The following is a 15,951-nucleotide window of genomic DNA, read 5'->3' as shown; positions in this document are numbered from 1 at the left end:
CTCGACGGACCCCGGGGAAGGCCCCACCTTTCCCGGGGGATGGACGACGCGACGGCGCCTGGGCGTGGGTGACGCGCCCCGGCGGCCGTGGGCCTGGGGGACCTCTATGTTCGTGGGAGTCGCACGCCTCACCCTCCAGATTCCGGAGAGCGCCTCGCTGAAGTCCAAGCGGCAGGTGCTCCGCCGGGTGACGGACCGGGTGAAGGCCCGCTTCAACGTGGCCGTCGCGGAGGTGGACGACCAGGACCTCTGGCAGAAGGCGTCGGTGGCCCTGGCGGTGGTGGGCAACGAACGCGGTCACGTGGATGAGCAACTGGGGAAGATCATCCACTTCATCGAAGAGATGTACGTCGCGCCGCTGATGGCCCGGGAGACGGAGATCATCTCCTTCGGGGACACGCTCTACTCCGACAAGGGGCCAGTGGCTGGCGCCTTCCGCGCCCCGGCGAAGGTGCCGGAGCCGGAGGACGAGGATTCCCACCTGTCTCCCGAGGACGCGCACGCGCACTCGGAGGCGGCGATTGCCCGCTTCCTGCGCAGCGACCGCTCGCTGGCGGAGGCGGAGGGGTTGGGGTCGTGGGAGCAGCGGCACGAGGGCGCGGGCCCCGGGCCTGGGGCTCCCCGCCCCACGGGTGAAGGTGGAACGCTGACGCTGGACGACGCGCGGGCCAGGGCCCGGGCGCTGCGCAACCCGCGAGATTGGGAGAAGAAATGACGACGCATGCACGACCCGAGCGCGTGGGGCAGGAGATCCAGGCGGCCATCGGCGCCCTGCTGACGCGGGGGGAATTGCGCGACCCGCGCATCGGCTTCATCACCATCACCGGCGTGAAGGTGTCGCCGGACCTGCGGGTGGCGAAGGTCTTCTATTCGATGCTGGGCACGGACCAGGAGAAGGCGGACACGCAGAAGGGCCTGGACGCGGCCAAGGGCTTCGTGCGCCGCGAGGTGACGTCCGCCGTCAACCTGCGCGTGTCGCCGGAAATCTTCTTCGCCTTCGACGCATCCGTGGGCGAGGGCGATAAGATCGACCGGCTCCTGCGCGAGGTGCGCGGCAAGGAAGGCTGGTAGGCCCCGCTTCATGGACGGCGTTCTCGTCATCGACAAGCCCCTGGGTCCCACGTCCTTCGACGTGGTCCGTCAGGTGCGTGGCCTGCTGAAGGTGAAGAAGGCGGGCCACACGGGCACGCTGGACCCCATGGCGACCGGCGTGCTGCCGGTGTGCCTGGGAGAGGCCACCAAGGTCGCCGGCATCATCACCGAGGGCGACAAGGCCTACGACGCCGTGGTGCGGCTGGGCGTCGAGACGGACACCCAGGACGCGCAGGGCAAGCCCACGGCGGAGGCCCCGGTGCCCCCGCTGACGGCCCCGCTCCTGGAGGCGGTGCTCGCCCGGTTCCGGGGGACGTTCGACCAGGTGCCGCCCATGTACTCGGCGGTGAAGGTGGCCGGGAAGCGGCTCTATGAGCTGGCGCGCGCCGGGGAAGAGGTGGAGCGGGCGAGCCGCACCGTCACCGTGCACGAGCTGGTGCTGCGCGACTTCTCCGCGGACCGGCTGACCCTGTCCGTGCGCTGCACCAAGGGCTTCTACGTGCGCACGCTGGCGTACGACCTGGGCCGCGCGCTGGGCTGCGGGGCGCACCTGGAGGCGCTGCGGCGCACCATGAGCGGCCCCTTCACCCTGGCCCGCGCGCTGCCCCTGGCAGACCTGGCGTCCCTGTCCCGCGAGGCGGTGGCCGGGCGGCTGGTGTCGCTGGCGGACGCGCTGACGGACCTGCCGGCGGTCCGGGTGAACGCGGACGAAGCCCGGCGGGTGTTGCACGGCGTCCCCGTGGAGGTCGCCCCCGTGCCGGGCCGGGTGCGGGTGCTGGGCCCGGATGACGCGCTGCTCGCCATGGCGGAGGTGGTGGGCGGGCGGCTGCGCTACCAGCGGGTGTTCAACTGAGTGGCCACCCGCACCCATGACATCACCGTGAGCGTGGCCCCGGGCCTTCGCGGCGCCTTCGACGGGCGGCGCGAGCTGTCCCTGGGCGTGCCGGCGGCGGCGGGCATCGGCGACGTGGTGGAGGCGCTCCTGCGCTTGTACCCCCGGACCCGTCACCTGCTGGCGGGTGACGGGGGCGAGGCGGGCGGACAGTACCTGCACGTGGCCATGGACGAGGCCTCGGCCCGGGAGCTCTCCCCGGGCGGGGGTGGAATGCCGGGCGGCTGCCGGTTGTACGTCTTCGCACTGTCCCGGCCCCCGAAGGGCGGACGGACGGGCGGCGAAGGTTGACCCCCCAGGGGGTGAAGCTTATAAGCGGCCCGCTCGTTAGAAGGACCATGTGGCCGGGTCTGTACCCCTCCGCGGACCCAGGCGGCACGAGCAGTCACCCCGGAGCGGGATTCAGGAAGAAGCCCATGTCGTTGCATCAGGAGCGCAAGAGCGAGCTGGTCACGAAGTTCCGCACCCACGAGTCCGACACCGGCTCGCCCGAGGTGCAGGTGGCGCTGCTGTCCGAGCGCATCAACATGCTCACCGAGCACTTCAAGACCCACAAGAAGGACCACCACTCCCGCCGCGGTCTGCTGAAGCTGGTCGGTCAGCGCCGCCGCATGCTGGACTACCTCAAGTCCAAGGACGTGGCCCGCTACAAGAAGCTCATCGAGGGCCTCGGCATCCGTAAGTAGTCCTCGAGAAGTCCACGGGGCGCTGGCACACCACCAGCGCCCCGCGCATTTGGGCAGCACGCAGCACGTTTTCAAGAACAGCAGTGCGGACGTGGGTGAAGGAGCTGGGCAAGGGAGTTGGTGGAGGCGGGCTCTTTTGGTTTCCGTTCAGACCGGCCGACCCGGAGTCATGGGTGGGCGGGTGTGATCAGGGATCAAGAGGTCCGGTCCATCCCTCCGGCGCTCCGCAACGGAGCCCGTTTCCGCAGTACAGGCAGCGTTCGTCTGGCATGTGCCTGCTTCAGGCCCTGGCGACCGCTCATTCCCAGAGGGCCCCTTTCCGGGCGGTCCCGGCCCCACGCACGTGGGCGGGCCGCGGCTGGCAAGGGCCCTCGCACGCGAAGCAGGCACAGAGGCCACACGACATGTTGAAGAAGAGCGTCAAGATTGGTGAGAACGAGCTGAGCATCGAGACGGGCCGCCTGGCCAAGCAGGCCGACGGTTCCGTGGTGGTCCGCTACGGCGACACCATGCTGCTCGTCACCGCGGTGAGCGCGCGGGAGAAGAAGGACGTCGACTTCCTGCCCCTCACGGTGGAGTACCAGGAGAAGCTGTACTCGGCGGGCCGCATCCCCGGCAGCTACTTCAAGCGCGAGGGCCGCCTGACGGAGAAGGAGACGCTGGCCTCCCGTCTGGTGGACCGCTCCTGCCGTCCGCTGTTCCCGGAAGGCTACGCCTACGAGACGCAGGTCATCGCGTCCGTCATCTCCGCGGACCCGGAGAACGAGGGTGACATCCACGGCATCACCGGCGCCTCCGCGGCGCTGTGGGTGTCGGACATCCCGTTCAACGGCCCCATCGCGGGCATCCGCGTGGGCCGCGTGGGCGGCCAGTTCGTGGCCAACCCCACGGCCAAGCAGCGCGAGCAGAGCGACCTGGACCTCGTCATGGCGGTGAGCCGCGAGGCCATCGTGATGGTGGAGGGTGGCGCGGAGGAGGTCAGCGAGGCGGACATGGTGGCGGCGCTGGAGTTCGGCCGTCAGAACGCCCAGCCCGCGCTGGACCTGCAGGACCAGCTCCGCGCGGAGCTGAAGAAGCAGGTCCGCGCCTACGACAAGGCGCCCACCATCGACGAGGGGCTGCGCGCCCAGGTGCGTGAGCTGGCGCTGGAGGGCGTGAAGGCCGGCTACGCCATCAAGGAGAAGGCGGCCCGCTACGAGGCGCTCTCCAAGGCGAAGAAGGCGGCGGTCGCGGCGCTCAAGGAGAAGATGGGCGCGGAGTTCACCCCGCAGGTGGAGAAGCACGCCAAGCAGGTCATCGAGGACCTGAAGTACGACCACATGCGTGAGCTCACCGTGAACGGTGGCCGCATCGGCGACCGTCCGCACAACGTGGTGCGCCCCATCACCAACGAGGTGGGCGTGCTGCCCCGCACGCACGGCAGCGCGGTGTTCACCCGCGGCGAGACGCAGGCGCTCGTGGTCGTCACGCTGGGCACCAGCGAGGACGAGCAGCGGCTGGAGCTGCTCAGCGGCCAGGCCTTCAAGCGGTTCATGCTGCACTACAACTTCCCGCCGTTCAGCGTGAACGAGACCAAGCCCCTGCGCGGCCCCGGCCGTCGCGAGGTCGGTCACGGCGCCCTGGCGGAGCGCGCGCTGCGCAACATGATTCCGGCCAGCGACTCGTTCCCCTACACGGTGCGTCTGGTGTCGGAGATCCTGGAGTCCAACGGCTCGTCCTCCATGGCGTCCGTGTGCGGTGGCACGCTGGCGCTGATGGACGCGGGCGTGCCCATCAAGGCGCCGGTGGCGGGCATCGCCATGGGCCTGGTGAAGGAGGGCGACAAGATCGCCATCCTGTCCGACATCCTGGGTGACGAGGACCACCTGGGCGACATGGACTTCAAGGTCTGCGGCACGTCCAAGGGCATCACGTCCATCCAGATGGACATCAAGATCACCGGCCTCACCACGGAGATCATGAGCCGCGCGCTGGAGCAGGCGCGTCAGGGCCGCGAGCACATCCTGGCGGAGATGGCGAAGACGCTGAGCGCGCCGCGCAAGGAGATCAGCCAGTTCGCGCCGCGCATCACGACCATCCAGATCCGTCCGGAGTTCATCAAGAACGTCATCGGGCCGGGCGGCAAGGTGATCAAGGACATCATCGCCCGCACGGGTGCCGCCATCAACATCGAGGACACCGGCCGCGTGGACATCGCCAGCGCGAACGGCGAGGCGGTGAAGGCGGCCATCGCGATGATCCAGGCGCTCACGCGCGAGGCGGAGATCGGGAAGATCTACACGGGCACGGTGCGGAAGATCGCCGAGTTCGGCGCCTTCGTGGAGCTGTTCCCGGGCACCGACGGCCTCATCCACATCTCCGAGCTGTCCGACAAGCGCGTGAAGAGCGTGTCGGACGTGCTGAGCGAGGGCGACGAGGTGCTGGTGAAGGTCGTCAGCATCGACAAGACGGGCAAGATCCGCCTGTCGCGCAAGGAGGCCATGGCCGAGCGCGCCACCGCGCAGGGCACGCCTCCCGTGGCCGCCGCCCCGGCGACCACCACGCCGGACGCGAAGGCCTGAATCCGGCCCCCGTGTAGCGGCCCTCCGTGAGGAAGGCCGCGACCGGAAACGCCCCGTCTCCTCCCGCCTCCGGGCGCGAAGGGGCGGGGCGTTGTCATTCGCGGGAGCAGACGGGGTTTTCGTCCTGGCGGGTTGGAAGCTTAAAACCCCCGGAGGCCCTCCCGCGTTGATGGGGGACCGCCCCGGAGGCGCTGCATGCCGGTCCACCCATCCAGCTCCTCGGAGCCTTCGAGCAGCTTCCTCACGGACCTGTCCCGGTTCCTGGGGGCGTTCCGCTGGGCGTTCATGCCGCTGGGCCTGCTCGCGCTGGTCGCGGTGGGCGTGCACGCGGCGGCGGACACGCTGGATGACCGGCTGCTCACGGCGGTGGACCGGTTGGACTCCGCGTTCGATGCGTGGGTGGGCCAGTTCCCCGCCTTCGCGTCGATGGTGGATTGGGTCTCCCTGGAGACGCGCACCCGGCTGGCGCGGGCCCTGGCCCTGGCCTGGGAGCTGGCGGCGGACCTGCTCCTGGCGCTGCCGGCGCTCGGCTACCGCGAGACCGACGCCGCTCGCCCCGTGGAGCCCTGGCGTCCGGTGACGGCGTCCCCTTCGGAGGCCTCTTCGTGGAAGGCGCTGCTGCGGCGCTGTCTGCGGCGCCCCACGCCGATGCGGTGGGTGCGGCCGCTGGCCACCGCGGGCGTGGTGCTCGCGGGCGCGTGCACGGTGGCCCGGCTCGTTCAGGGCACGGTGTACCTGTCGTGGCGGCCGCTGTTCGGCGACGTGGCCTCGGACTGGGCGGCCCGGGGCCTGGCGGTGGCGGCGCTGTGCGGCGTGAGCGTGTCGCTGGGTTGGCGCGCGGTGCTGCGCAACCTCCAGCACGCGGACGCGGCGTGTGAAGCGGTGGGCTCGCGGCGGGCGTGGACTCGCGGGCTCGTGGGGTGCCTCGTGGTGGCGCCGCTGGGCTTCGCGGCGGTCTGGGACGCGGCCCCGGTGCTGTCCTTCCTGCGCTGAGGCCCTGACGCATGTTCGCTCGACGCGCCCGGGGACTCCTGGACTTCACCTTCGCGCTCCTGTGCGTGTGGTGCGCGTACCACCACACGCCCGCGGGCGCGCTCTTGCGGCGCGCGGGCGCCTGGGCCTTCCACACGCGCACCACGGCCCGGCCGCTGCTCGCGTACTACGACGGCGTGAGCGGGACGTCCGTGCCCGTGCCCGCCGCGCTGCCGGCCGCGCTGCTCACGCGCGTGCCCACGAGCGCGGAGGCGCTGGCGTGGGGGACGCACTCGGCGCTGAAGTCCCTGGACCCGAAGGCGCGCGAGCCCTCGCTCGCGCTGGCGCGTGAGCTGGGCATCGCTCCGGAGACGCTGGTGGATCCGGTGAAGGGACCGGCGGCGACGCGGCGGTTGCTGGACGCGCTCGCCACGGACTTCCCGTTGGAGGAGGCGCGGGTGATGGCGGTGTTCGCCGGGCGGGTTCCCGCGCGCTTCGCCCTGGAGCGGGTGGACGCGGAGGGTGGGGCGCTCAGCCTGGAGCGCCTGGCGAAGCAGTTGCCCCCCGGCTTCGAGGGCTCCTCCGTGGGCGCGGCGCAGGCGCTGGCGCTGTCCACGGCGCTGATGCTCGGGTGGCCGGTGTCGGAGAGCGCTCCGGTGACGAGCCCCTTCGGCTACCGCGTCCACCCCACGCTGCGCACGCGCCGGATGCACACGGGGGTGGACCTGGCGGTGCGCTCGGGCACGACGGTGACGGCGGTGGCCGCGGGCGTGGTGCGCCGCGCGAGCGAGGACTCCGTCAACGGCCGCGTGCTGGTGCTGGACCACGGGCGGGGCGTGACGACGGCGTACTGTCACAACTCGGAGCTGCTGGTGAAGGCGGGCACGCGGGTGGAGAAGGGGCAGGCCATCGCGCTGTCGGGCAGCACCGGCCGGTCCACCGGGCCCCACCTGCACTACCAACTGGAGCTGGCCGCGCGGCCGGTGGACCCGTTCGGGTTCCGCACCGCGCTGCGCATGGCGGACGGCGCGACCGAGCTGTGAGAGGCCGGGTCACACGACCCGTGACGTTGGCGCCAGGAAGTAGAGGGGGGCCGGGGTGCGTGTTACGGCGGGGGCATGGACCCCACGCTGACCGTCCCCGTGCGCCGGGTGCGCTCGCATCCGGACCCGCTGCCCCTGCCGCGCCATGAGACGGAGCTGGCCGCGGGGCTGGACCTGCGGGCCGACATCGACGGGGAGCGGGTGCTCCAGCCCCTGGAGCGGATGGCGGTCCCCACGGGGCTGGCCTTCGCGCTCCCGCCGGGCTTCGAGGGCCAGGTGCGGCCCCGCTCGGGGCTGGCGCTGCGGCACGGGGTGACGTGCCTCAACTCCCCTGGGACGGTGGACGCGGACTACCGGGGGGAGGTGCAGGTGCTGCTCGTCAACCTGTCCAACACCCCCTTCACGCTGCGTCGGGGGGACCGGGTGGCCCAACTGGTGGTGGCCCCCGTGACGGCCACGGCCCTGCGGGAGGTGGAGGTGCTGGAGGTGACTTCCCGGGGGGACGGAGGCTTCGGGTCCACGGGCCGCTAGGGCCCGGCGCGCAACGTCGTTCCTCAATGGCTCCGGAGCGGGCAGAATGGAGCCCCCCGGCCGCCCGCCGGGGAGGCCGCCCCCCCGCGGCCCCGTTCTGGAGTTTCACTGCTTTGCTCTGCTACCGCTGCGGCAGCCATGTCCCCGATACGAGTGAAACCTGCGCCACGTGTGGCCAGAAGTTCGACGCGGCCTCGCGTCAGTCGGCGGGGGCGGCGCGCCGCCGGGGCGCGGAGGGCGCGCCGTACAAGCCGGGCGACGTCGTCGCGGACCGCTACGCCATCCAGGAGGTCGTAGGGGCGGGGCCGCTGGGCTTCGTCTTCCGCGCCCAGGACCAGGCCATCGACGTGGAGGTGGCGCTGAAGGTCATCCAGCCCCGGCTGGTGCAGCAGCCGGAGGAGCGCACGCAGTTCGCGCTGTCCATGCGGGTGGGCAAGAAGCTCAACCACCCCAACCTGGTGCGCGTGTACGAGGAGGGCGTGGACGGGGACCGGCCCTTCTTCACGATGCAGCTCCTGGAAGGGCTGTCGCTGCGCCGGATGATGGAGCAGCGCGCGGCGAAGGGGCAGTTGTTCTCGCTGAAGGAAGTGGAGCCGCTGCTGGCGCAGATGGCGGCGGCGCTGGATGGGGCGCACCGCTTCGGGCCGCACTCGGACCTGAAGCCGGAGAACGTCTTCGTCCTGCCGGACATGTTGAAGGTGTCGGACTACGGGCTGGGGCTCGCGGTGCCGCACCTGCCCTTCGTGCAGGCGCAGAAGGGGCACCGGGCGGCGGCGTACATCGCCCCTGAGTACGTGAATGGCGCGGAGCTGGACACGCGCATGGACGTGTACTCGCTGGGCGTGTTGATGGGGGAGCTGGTGACGGGGCTCCTGCCGGAGGACGGCGGAGTGCCCGAGGTGTCGGTGCGGCATCCGGACCTGCCGCCCGCGTTCGAGTCGCTCTACCGGCGCGCGCTCAACGTGAATCCGCTGGCCCGTCCGAAGTCGGGCGGTGAGCTGCACGCGGAGTTCGCGACGCTCTTGCAGCGGCACCCGGCCGCGGCGTCCAGGCAGCGCGCGGTGCCCGCCTCGGGTGCGCTGCCGCCGGCCGCGGTGGCCGCGCGCGCGGCGAACAAGCCCCTGCCGCCCGTGCCCACGGGCATGCTGCCGGTGGCGAGCGCGCCCACGCCGGCCGCGCCCATTCCGGCGGTGGAGGACGATCCGCCCCCGGACGCGACGCAGCCGCTGGACGCGGCGACGCTGGCGGCCATCCTGGGGTCGAACGCGAAGGCGCTGGACTACATCACGGGGCCGGAAGCGCGCTCCGTGTCCGACGCGTCGACGCAGCAGGAGATGCGCGCGGTGGCGTCGTCGGGCCGCAAGGGCGCGGAGGCGGCGTCGCAGGACCCTCGGCTGCCGGGGCAGGCCCCCGACGTGGCGATGCAGCAGGAGGCCCGTGCGGCCTCGCGCGCGGCGGATGAACCGCGCGCGGCTCCCGCCAAGGCCGCCGAGCCGGTGATGCGCATCTTCGCGAAGGCGGAGGAGCCGTCGTTCCCGGCGGATCCGCGCGGCGCCCGCTCCGCGGAGGGCGCGGCCCGCGCTGGTGATTCCTCCAGCGACGGACGCGCGGCGGGACGTGGCGAGCTGTCCTCCGGCTCGGGGCGTGGTGATGCGTCGAGCGACGGGCGCTCCGGTCGTGGTGAAGCCTCGTCCGGTGATGCGCGCTCCAATGGTCGCGGTGAAGCCGCCCTGGGCAACGGGCGATCCGGTCGCAGCGAGTCCTCCTCGAGCGACGGACGTTCCGGTCGTGGCGACTCCTCCGCGAGCGACGGGCGCTCTGGTCGCGGCGAGTCCTCCTCGGGCGACGGACGCTCCGGTCGTGGCGACTCCTCAGTCGATGGGCGCTCCGGTCGCGGCGGCGACTCGTCCTCCGACAGCCGGTCCAGCAACCGCAACGCGGATGCATCCGCCACGGAGTCACGGTCCGGCCGGGGCTCCGATGACGACGAGCCTTCGGAGTCCCGTTCCTCCAGCCGCGGTGGCCGCAACTCGCGGGCCTCGGGCGCGGTGGCGTCGGTGACCTCGCGCGGCTCGGAGCCGTCGGGTCCCCGGGCCCCACGCGCCTCGGCGGCCCAGGGCGCGGTCCGCGCTTCCGGCGAGAACTCCACGGGCGGCCGCTCGCGCAAGGGCGAACCGCCTCCGGAAGTGTCCGGCGTCCGCTCCTCCGCGCGCCGGCTGCCGCCCTCCACCTCCGGCCTGCACACGCTCCCCACGACGCGGGCCACCCAGGCGAAGCCGGCCCGCTCCGGCCCCAGCTCCATGGTGTGGATGATCATCCTCGCGGTGGCCGGCGTCGTCTTGGGCGCGGGCGGTGGCTACCTCTACCTGCGCGTGCGCCAGGCCCAGGCCGCGAAGAACAGCCCCACCTCCGCCACGCCCGGGACCGCCGCGGCGGCGGACGGCATCCTGGCCACGGGCTCCTGTCCGGCCGGCATGCGCCTGGTGAGCGGCGGCAGCTTCAAGAAGGGCTCGTCCCCAGAGGACCTGCAGGCGTCCGGCTCCACCGACGAGATGCGCATGGACAGCGTCATGGTGGAGTCGTTCTGCGTCGACGAATACGAGTTCCCCAACCAGGCCGGCAGGAAGCCCCGCGTCTCCGCGACGTGGCTGGACGCGAAGGCCGCCTGTGAAGGGCTCGGCAAGCGGTTGTGCTCCGAGGAGGAGTGGGAGAAGGCCTGCAAGGGCCCTGGCAACGCGCGCTTCTCCTCCGGCGACGAGCAGGCCCAGACGGCCTGCAACACCGGCACGACGGCCGCGGCCCGCCCCCTGGCGCCCTCCGGGGCCTTCCCGTCCTGCCGCTCCGGCTACGGCGTGGTGGACCTGTCCGGCAACGTCGCCGAGTGGACCTCCTCCAACTTCCCCGACTCCGCGGAGATGATCATCAAGGGCGGCGGCTTCGCCACGTCCGGCGACACCGCCCGGTGCTCCGCGCGCCGCCGGGGCGCTCCTTCGCTGAAGGCCACGGACGTGGGCTTCCGCTGCTGCCAGACCGCGCCGTGAGGACGACGCTCCGGAGGCTCGCGCTCCTCACGCTCCTCCTGCCAGTCGTCGCCCTCGCGCAGGCCCCCTCTCGCGGCCCCACGCGGCCCCGCGTGGTGGCCGTGAAGTCCTCGAGCCTGGCGCCGTACGCCTCCTTCCTCGCCGGCTTCACGTCCGAGGCCCGCGCGGACGTCACCGAGCTGACCCTGGAAGAGAGCCCCACGGAGGCCGCGCGCGTCTTCAAGTCGCTGGCCGCGCAGAAGCCCGCGCTGGTGCTCGCCCTGGGGCCGCTGGCCGCCAACGCCGCGCGCCGCTCGCTGGGCGAGGACGTGCCCGTGCTCTTCGCCATGGTGCCGTACCACGAGAAGTACGGCCTGGAGGCGCCCCACGTCACCGGCATCGCGCTCACCAGCGACTTCGGGCCGGAGCTGGCCGCGCTCAAGGCCGTGGCCCCTGGCGCCAAGCGCGTGGGCATCCTGCATGACCCGCGCTCCTCGGCGGGCGCGGTGGCGCAGGCCCGCTCCGCTGGCGCGGGCCTGGGGCTGACCATCGTCCCGCTGGCCGTGGAAGCGCAGGAGCGGGTGGGCGAGGTGCTGGAGGGCGCGGCGGGGAAGGTGGACGGCCTCTTGATGGTTGCGGACAAGACCGTGGGCAACGCCTCCGTCGTCCAGGCACTCATCGCCTTCAGCGCCTCCCGCAAGGTGCCGCTGGTGGCGCTCACGGCCAGCCAGGTGAAGGAGGGCGCGACGCTGGCCCTCGCGCCGGCCCCGCTGGCGCTCGGCCAGCAGGCGGGGAGGCTGGCGAATCGCATCATCCACGAGAAGGTCGACCCCGGCGCGCTGGCGGTGGCGCGGCCCGAAGGCCTGGACCTCTCGTTCAACCTCACCGCCGCGAAGAAGTCAGGTCCGTCCTGTGACGTCGCGCTGGAAGTGCTCCGGTTCGCGGCGCGCCGGGACTTTGCCGTGAAGGTCTACGAGTGATTCCACGCTACAGCCGTCCCGAAATGGCCTCCCTCTGGTCCGACGTCGCCCGCTACCGCCGCTGGCGCGACGTGGAGCTCGCCGCCCTGGAGGGCATGGTCGCGCAAGGCCTCGCCCCCAAGGAGGCGCTGGCGGACTGCCTCGCCCGCGCCGGTGACTTCACCGAGGCGGACGCCGCGCGCATCGAGGAGATTGAGCGCACCACCAAGCACGACGTCATCGCCTTCCTCACCTTCGTGGAGGAGCGCGTGGGTCCCAGCGCCCGCTGGCTGCACCTGGGCATGACGTCCTCGGACGTGCTGGACACGTCGCTGGGCCTCACCCTGCGCGACTCCGTGGACCTGCTGCTCAAGGGCATGGACCGCGTGATGGCCGCGGTGGAGAAGCGCGCCTTCGAGCACAAGCACACGCTGCAGATGGGCCGCAGCCACGGCATCCACGCGGAGCCCATCACCTTCGGGCACAAGCTGGCCATCTGGTACGACGAGCTGCGCCGGGGCCGCACGCGCCTTCAGCACGCGCGCGACACCATCGCCGTGGGGAAGATCTCCGGCGCGGTGGGCACGTTCGCGCACCTGCCGCCGTCGGTGGAGGAGCACGTCTGCCAGAAGCTGGGCCTGAAGCCCGCGCCCGCCTCCAGCCAGGTGGTGCAGCGCGACCGGCACGCGGAGTTCTTCACCGCCATCGCCCTGGTGGGCGCGAGCCTGGAGAAGTTCGCCGTGGAGATCCGCCACCTCCAGCGCACGGAGGTGCGCGAGGCGGAGGAGCCCTTCACGCCGGGACAGAAGGGCAGCAGCGCCATGCCGCACAAGCGCAACCCCATCCTGTCGGAGAACCTCACGGGCCTGGCGCGCCTGTTGCGCGGCTACGCGGTGAGCGCCATGGAGGACGTGGCGCTGTGGCACGAGCGGGACATCTCGCACTCGTCGGTGGAGCGCGTGATTGGTCCGGACGCCACCATCCTCCTGGACTTCATGCTCCACCGCTTCGCGGGCCTGGTGGAGAACATGCGCGTCTACCCGGAGCAGATGAAGAAGAACCTGGACCTGCTGGGCGGCGTGGTGAACTCGCAGCGCCTCCTGCTGGAGCTCGCGCGCAAGGGCATGGACCGGCAGGCCGCGTACGTCGTCGTCCAGCGCAACGCGATGAAGATGTTCGAGGAGGGCGTGGACTTCCGGCAGGCCCTGCTCAACGACGCGGACCTGCTCAAGATGATGACGCCCGAGGAGGTCTCCGACTGCTTCTCCCCGGGCTACCACACGCGCCAGATGGACGCGGTGTTCCAGCGCGTCTTCGGCCGCGCGAGCTGAGAAGCGCGGCCTCGGGCGGGGGGCCTAGAGGTAGCCCTTCGCCCGCAGGTGCCCTTCGATGCGCGAGTGCACGTCCCCGGGCGTCAGCGCCAGGGACGTGCCGGTGATGCGCTCGTAGGCGGCCACGTACTTGGTGGCCAGGTCCACGCGCACGTCGTCCGGGATGGCGGGCAGCGCGCCGTGGCCGGAGAAGTTCCGCTCGCGGATGAGCCACTGGCGGATGTTCTCCTTGTCCAACATCTTCTGGTCCTCGCCCCGGGCGAAGCGCGCCTCGTACTCGTCCGCCACCCAGTAGCGGCTGGAGTCCGGGGTGTGCATCTCGTCGATGACGTAGAGCTCGTCGCCCACCTTGCCGAACTCGTACTTCGTATCCACCAGGATGAGGCCGCGCGTGCGCGCCCACTTCTGGCCCTCCAGGAACAGGCCCCGGGCGGCCTCCGTGATGCGGGCCCAGTCGCGCGGCGTGGCCAGCCCGCGCGAGAGGATCTCCGCCTCGGAGATGGGCTCGTCGTGCTGGCCGTACTCGGCCTTGGTGGACGGCGTGAGGATGGGCGTTTCGAACGCGCTGTCCTTGCGCAGCCCTTCCGCGAAGGGGACGCCGTAGGCGGTGTGCGTGCCCTTCTCGTAGTCGCGCCACAGGCTGCCCGTGAGGTAGCCGCGCACCACCACCTCCACGGAGAAGGGCTGGCAGGCGCGCGCCACGGTGACGTTCGGGTCCGGCACGTCCAGCACGTGGTTGGGGACGATGTGCTTCGTGCGGTCGAACCAGAAGGCCGCCAGGCGGTTCAGCACCTCGCCCTTGAAGGGGATGGTGGTGAGCACGTGGTCGAACGCGGAGAGGCGGTCGCTCGTCACGAGGATGAGCGTGTCGCCCTTGCGGTACGTGTCGCGAACCTTGCCCTTGTAGGGCGTGCCGAGCGACGGCAGGTCCGTCTGGCGAAGCGTGTGGGTGAGTTGCGCGTGGAGGGCGGAGGTGTTCACGTCGGAGGCGCCTCGCGGCCCCGGCCACTGACCGCCGGGAAGGGGCGGGAGCGGGGCCAGCTCATGAGGCGCGCGACTCTACTGGAGGCCCGCCGCCATGGAAGCAGGACCGTAGGCCGTTGCCAGATAGAGGAACGCCGGGTTGATCCGCAGGATGCCGTCCACGTAGGCGACCGCATACGGCGCGCCCGCCGCCCGGTCCACCCGCACCGCGCCCTCCGGATGGACGCCCCAGAGCGCCAGCAGCGTGCGCGCCACCAGCTCCGCGGCCTCGCGCTCCGACAGGCCCTGCAGGCTCTCCCGCCGGTCCTCCGGCCAACGGTCGCCCGTCCGCGCGTCGAAGACGAACTGGAGGCCGCTGCCCGCGTCCGGCGGCTGGAGCAGGTCCGCGCGGGGCTCGAAGCCCGGCGCCGCGACGAACTCGGTGCCCTGGATGATGGGGAAGAGCGCCACGCCCTGCGCGGACTGCCCGGCCTGGACCTCCGACTGGCGCGCGATGTCCCGGAAGAGCTCCAGGCGGACGGCCGGGGACTCGAACTCCACCACCTCCGGCGAGCTGCTCAGCGCCTGCCGCGCCGTGAGCGAGGAGCGCACGGGCGCACCCGTGCCGTCGCACGCGGTGGTGAGCAGGGACAGCGACAGGAGCAGGCCAGGGACCCAGCGACGCATCAACGGGAATATACCGATCACGCCGACGCACCACCAGCTAAACTCCGGTGCATGCGTCCAGGTGCGGAGCTGACTGTCGTCCTTCATCAGACCCGTTCACCCGACAACCTCGGTGCGGTCTGCCGGGTCATGGCGAACTTCGGTTTCGAACGTCTCATCCTCTCGGAACCCGTCGTCCAGGACTTCAGCCTGGCGGAGAAGATGGCCGTGAAGGGTGGCCACATCCTTTCGGGCATGCGCGTCACACCCACCCTCCAGGAGGCCCTGGAGGACTGCGTGTACGTGGTGGGCACCACGTCGCGCACCCAGGTGGAGAAGCGCACCCCGCTGACGCCCGAGGACGCGGCGCGGCGGCTGGCGGAGGAGAGCACGCGGGGGCGGGTGGCGCTGCTGTTCGGCGGCGAGCAGCGCGGGCTGTCCGACGAGGACCTCACCCACTGCCAGGACCTGCTCGTCATCCCCACGTCGGACGTGCAGCCGTCCATGAACCTGGCGCAGTCCTCCGCGGTGCTGCTGTACCTCTGCCACCGGCAGGGGCTCACGTCCGCGCCCGCGCTGCCCCCGGAGGAGGAGGCCGGCGCGCGGCTGGGGACGCTCAACGCGCTGAGCGGGCGCATGCGCGCGGCGATGCTGGCGGCGGACTTCCTCAACCCGCAGGCGCCGGAGCACGTGCTGCACGAGCTGGAGCGGACGTTGATGCGTGCGAGGCTGACCCAGCGCGAGGCGGAGCTGTGGCTCAACGCCTTCAAGCACCTGGGCCGCGCGGTGGCGCCGGGGACCTCCCGCGGTTGAGGCGGGGGGGCCGGCGCCACGCGAACAGCCGGGGCGACTTAAGCCGCCGCTTCCTTCTTGTAGGTCTCGGCGAAGTGCTTCTCGCACAGACCGGCCTTGGGGCCGACCTTGGCGCGGCACTCCGGCTTGGAGCACACGCGGTAGCGCGAGTGGGGCAGGTCGCCCTGGCGCCACTTCTTGAAGTGGAAGAAGCAGTAGTTCTTGGCGCGGTAGGGGCGCTTGCAGCCCTCCACGGTGCACGCCTTCTTGCCGCCGCCCTTGGCGGTGCGCGGCCAATGGGTGGGCTTCGTCGTCTGGGTGGCCTCGGCCATGGTACGGACTCTCCTGCGAAACGATGCTTGAAGACCCGTGACGCCACCTGTGGGTGGATCCGCCACGATGTGAAGGCGGACGGTGTATCGCCGGGTTTCGCGGAACGCAAG

The 15,951-nt window shown here is 71.8% G+C and carries 16 protein-coding genes; 13 read left to right on the top strand and 3 right to left on the bottom strand.

The window, feature by feature from the left end:
- Positions 1–106 precede the first annotated feature (106 nt).
- The 12 genes from K8556_RS09860 to purB all read left to right on the top strand — a co-directional run bounded on the left by K8556_RS09860 (position 107) and on the right by purB (position 13,087).
- Positions 107–715 carry a DUF503 domain-containing protein gene (locus K8556_RS09860; RefSeq protein ID WP_223739785.1) on the top strand — a complete coding sequence of 203 codons (609 nt, stop codon included), beginning with the start codon at positions 107–109 and terminating at the stop codon, positions 713–715.
- The gene (gene rbfA / locus K8556_RS09855) at positions 712–1,071 is read left to right on the top strand and encodes a 30S ribosome-binding factor RbfA (RefSeq protein ID WP_014398810.1); all 360 of its coding nucleotides are present in this window, start codon (positions 712–714) and stop codon (positions 1,069–1,071) included. Before K8556_RS09860 ends, rbfA begins: the two co-directional genes overlap by 4 nt.
- Before the next feature lie 10 nt (positions 1,072–1,081).
- Entirely contained in the window at positions 1,082–1,945 is an 864-nt protein-coding gene (truB, locus tag K8556_RS09850; RefSeq protein ID WP_223739784.1) for a tRNA pseudouridine(55) synthase TruB, read from the top strand.
- Positions 1,946–2,275, top strand: coding sequence for a hypothetical protein (locus K8556_RS09845; RefSeq protein WP_223739783.1), 330 nt, complete (start codon positions 1,946–1,948; stop codon positions 2,273–2,275). It abuts the gene before it with no gap.
- A gap of 125 nt (positions 2,276–2,400) precedes the next feature.
- Positions 2,401–2,670, top strand: a complete 270-nt coding sequence (rpsO, locus tag K8556_RS09840; RefSeq protein WP_014398807.1) for a 30S ribosomal protein S15 — start codon at positions 2,401–2,403, stop codon at positions 2,668–2,670.
- 404 nt (positions 2,671–3,074) lie between these two features.
- On the top strand, positions 3,075–5,231 hold the full coding sequence (gene pnp / locus K8556_RS09835) for a polyribonucleotide nucleotidyltransferase (RefSeq protein WP_223739782.1): 2,157 nt from the start codon (positions 3,075–3,077) through the stop codon (positions 5,229–5,231).
- A gap of 195 nt (positions 5,232–5,426) precedes the next feature.
- Complete coding sequence (locus K8556_RS09830) at positions 5,427–6,224, top strand: hypothetical protein (protein ID WP_223739781.1); 798 nt, start codon at positions 5,427–5,429, stop codon at positions 6,222–6,224.
- Positions 6,225–6,235: 11 nt separating this feature from the next.
- The gene (locus tag K8556_RS09825; RefSeq protein ID WP_223739780.1) at positions 6,236–7,246 is read left to right on the top strand and encodes a M23 family metallopeptidase; all 1,011 of its coding nucleotides are present in this window, start codon (positions 6,236–6,238) and stop codon (positions 7,244–7,246) included.
- 75 nt (positions 7,247–7,321) lie between these two features.
- Positions 7,322–7,777 (top strand): dUTP diphosphatase, encoded by a 456-nt coding sequence (dut, locus tag K8556_RS09820; protein WP_120568213.1) that lies wholly within the window; start codon positions 7,322–7,324, stop codon positions 7,775–7,777.
- A gap of 113 nt (positions 7,778–7,890) precedes the next feature.
- Positions 7,891–10,818 (top strand): SUMF1/EgtB/PvdO family nonheme iron enzyme, encoded by a 2,928-nt coding sequence (locus K8556_RS09815; RefSeq protein ID WP_223739779.1) that lies wholly within the window; start codon positions 7,891–7,893, stop codon positions 10,816–10,818.
- Positions 10,815–11,777, top strand: coding sequence for an ABC transporter substrate binding protein (locus tag K8556_RS09810; RefSeq protein ID WP_223739778.1), 963 nt, complete (start codon positions 10,815–10,817; stop codon positions 11,775–11,777). The genes K8556_RS09815 and K8556_RS09810 overlap by 4 nt, the downstream gene beginning before the upstream one ends.
- Positions 11,774–13,087 carry an adenylosuccinate lyase gene (gene purB / locus K8556_RS09805; RefSeq protein ID WP_223739777.1) on the top strand — a complete coding sequence of 438 codons (1,314 nt, stop codon included), beginning with the start codon at positions 11,774–11,776 and terminating at the stop codon, positions 13,085–13,087. The genes K8556_RS09810 and purB overlap by 4 nt, the downstream gene beginning before the upstream one ends.
- A gap of 24 nt (positions 13,088–13,111) precedes the next feature.
- Here the strand turns inward: purB and K8556_RS09800 are convergent, their stop codons facing one another.
- Together K8556_RS09800 and K8556_RS09795 are read right to left on the bottom strand one after the other, a co-directional pair.
- A complete protein-coding gene (locus tag K8556_RS09800) occupies positions 13,112–14,068 on the bottom strand; it encodes a phosphoribosylaminoimidazolesuccinocarboxamide synthase (RefSeq protein ID WP_223739776.1) in 957 nt (318 codons plus the stop codon).
- Between the two features lie 78 nt (positions 14,069–14,146).
- Entirely contained in the window at positions 14,147–14,737 is a 591-nt protein-coding gene (locus K8556_RS09795; RefSeq protein ID WP_223739775.1) for a hypothetical protein, read from the bottom strand.
- 51 nt (positions 14,738–14,788) lie between these two features.
- Between K8556_RS09795 and K8556_RS09790 the strand changes: the two genes are divergently transcribed.
- Positions 14,789–15,529: an RNA methyltransferase gene (locus tag K8556_RS09790; protein ID WP_223739774.1), complete on the top strand. Its 741-nt coding sequence runs from the start codon at positions 14,789–14,791 to the stop codon at positions 15,527–15,529.
- 38 nt (positions 15,530–15,567) lie between these two features.
- On the opposite strand, the gene K8556_RS09785 is transcribed toward K8556_RS09790, so the two are convergent.
- Positions 15,568–15,840, bottom strand: coding sequence for a vegetative protein (locus K8556_RS09785; protein WP_223739773.1), 273 nt, complete (start codon positions 15,838–15,840; stop codon positions 15,568–15,570).
- Positions 15,841–15,951: the final 111 nt, after the last annotated feature.

The organism is Corallococcus sp. AS-1-12 (assembly GCF_020036995.1).
Lineage (GTDB): Bacteria > Myxococcota > Myxococcia > Myxococcales > Myxococcaceae > Corallococcus.
The sequence above is the reverse complement of the archived record's forward strand: the minus strand, read 5'-3'. Positions and strand labels throughout refer to the sequence as shown.

Coding starts and splice junctions, on each gene's coding strand:
- K8556_RS09830 (WP_223739781.1), top strand. CDS start 5,427: ATGCCGGTCCACCCATCCAGCTCCTCGGAGCCTTCGAGCAGCTTCCTC.
- K8556_RS09860 (WP_223739785.1), top strand. CDS start 107: ATGTTCGTGGGAGTCGCACGCCTCACCCTCCAGATTCCGGAGAGCGCC.
- K8556_RS09795 (WP_223739775.1), bottom strand. CDS start 14,737: ATGCGTCGCTGGGTCCCTGGCCTGCTCCTGTCGCTGTCCCTGCTCACC.
- K8556_RS09785 (WP_223739773.1), bottom strand. CDS start 15,840: ATGGCCGAGGCCACCCAGACGACGAAGCCCACCCATTGGCCGCGCACC.
- pnp (WP_223739782.1), top strand. CDS start 3,075: ATGTTGAAGAAGAGCGTCAAGATTGGTGAGAACGAGCTGAGCATCGAG.
- K8556_RS09790 (WP_223739774.1), top strand. CDS start 14,789: ATGCGTCCAGGTGCGGAGCTGACTGTCGTCCTTCATCAGACCCGTTCA.
- rbfA (WP_014398810.1), top strand. CDS start 712: ATGACGACGCATGCACGACCCGAGCGCGTGGGGCAGGAGATCCAGGCG.
- rpsO (WP_014398807.1), top strand. CDS start 2,401: ATGTCGTTGCATCAGGAGCGCAAGAGCGAGCTGGTCACGAAGTTCCGC.
- truB (WP_223739784.1), top strand. CDS start 1,082: ATGGACGGCGTTCTCGTCATCGACAAGCCCCTGGGTCCCACGTCCTTC.
- K8556_RS09825 (WP_223739780.1), top strand. CDS start 6,236: ATGTTCGCTCGACGCGCCCGGGGACTCCTGGACTTCACCTTCGCGCTC.
- dut (WP_120568213.1), top strand. CDS start 7,322: ATGGACCCCACGCTGACCGTCCCCGTGCGCCGGGTGCGCTCGCATCCG.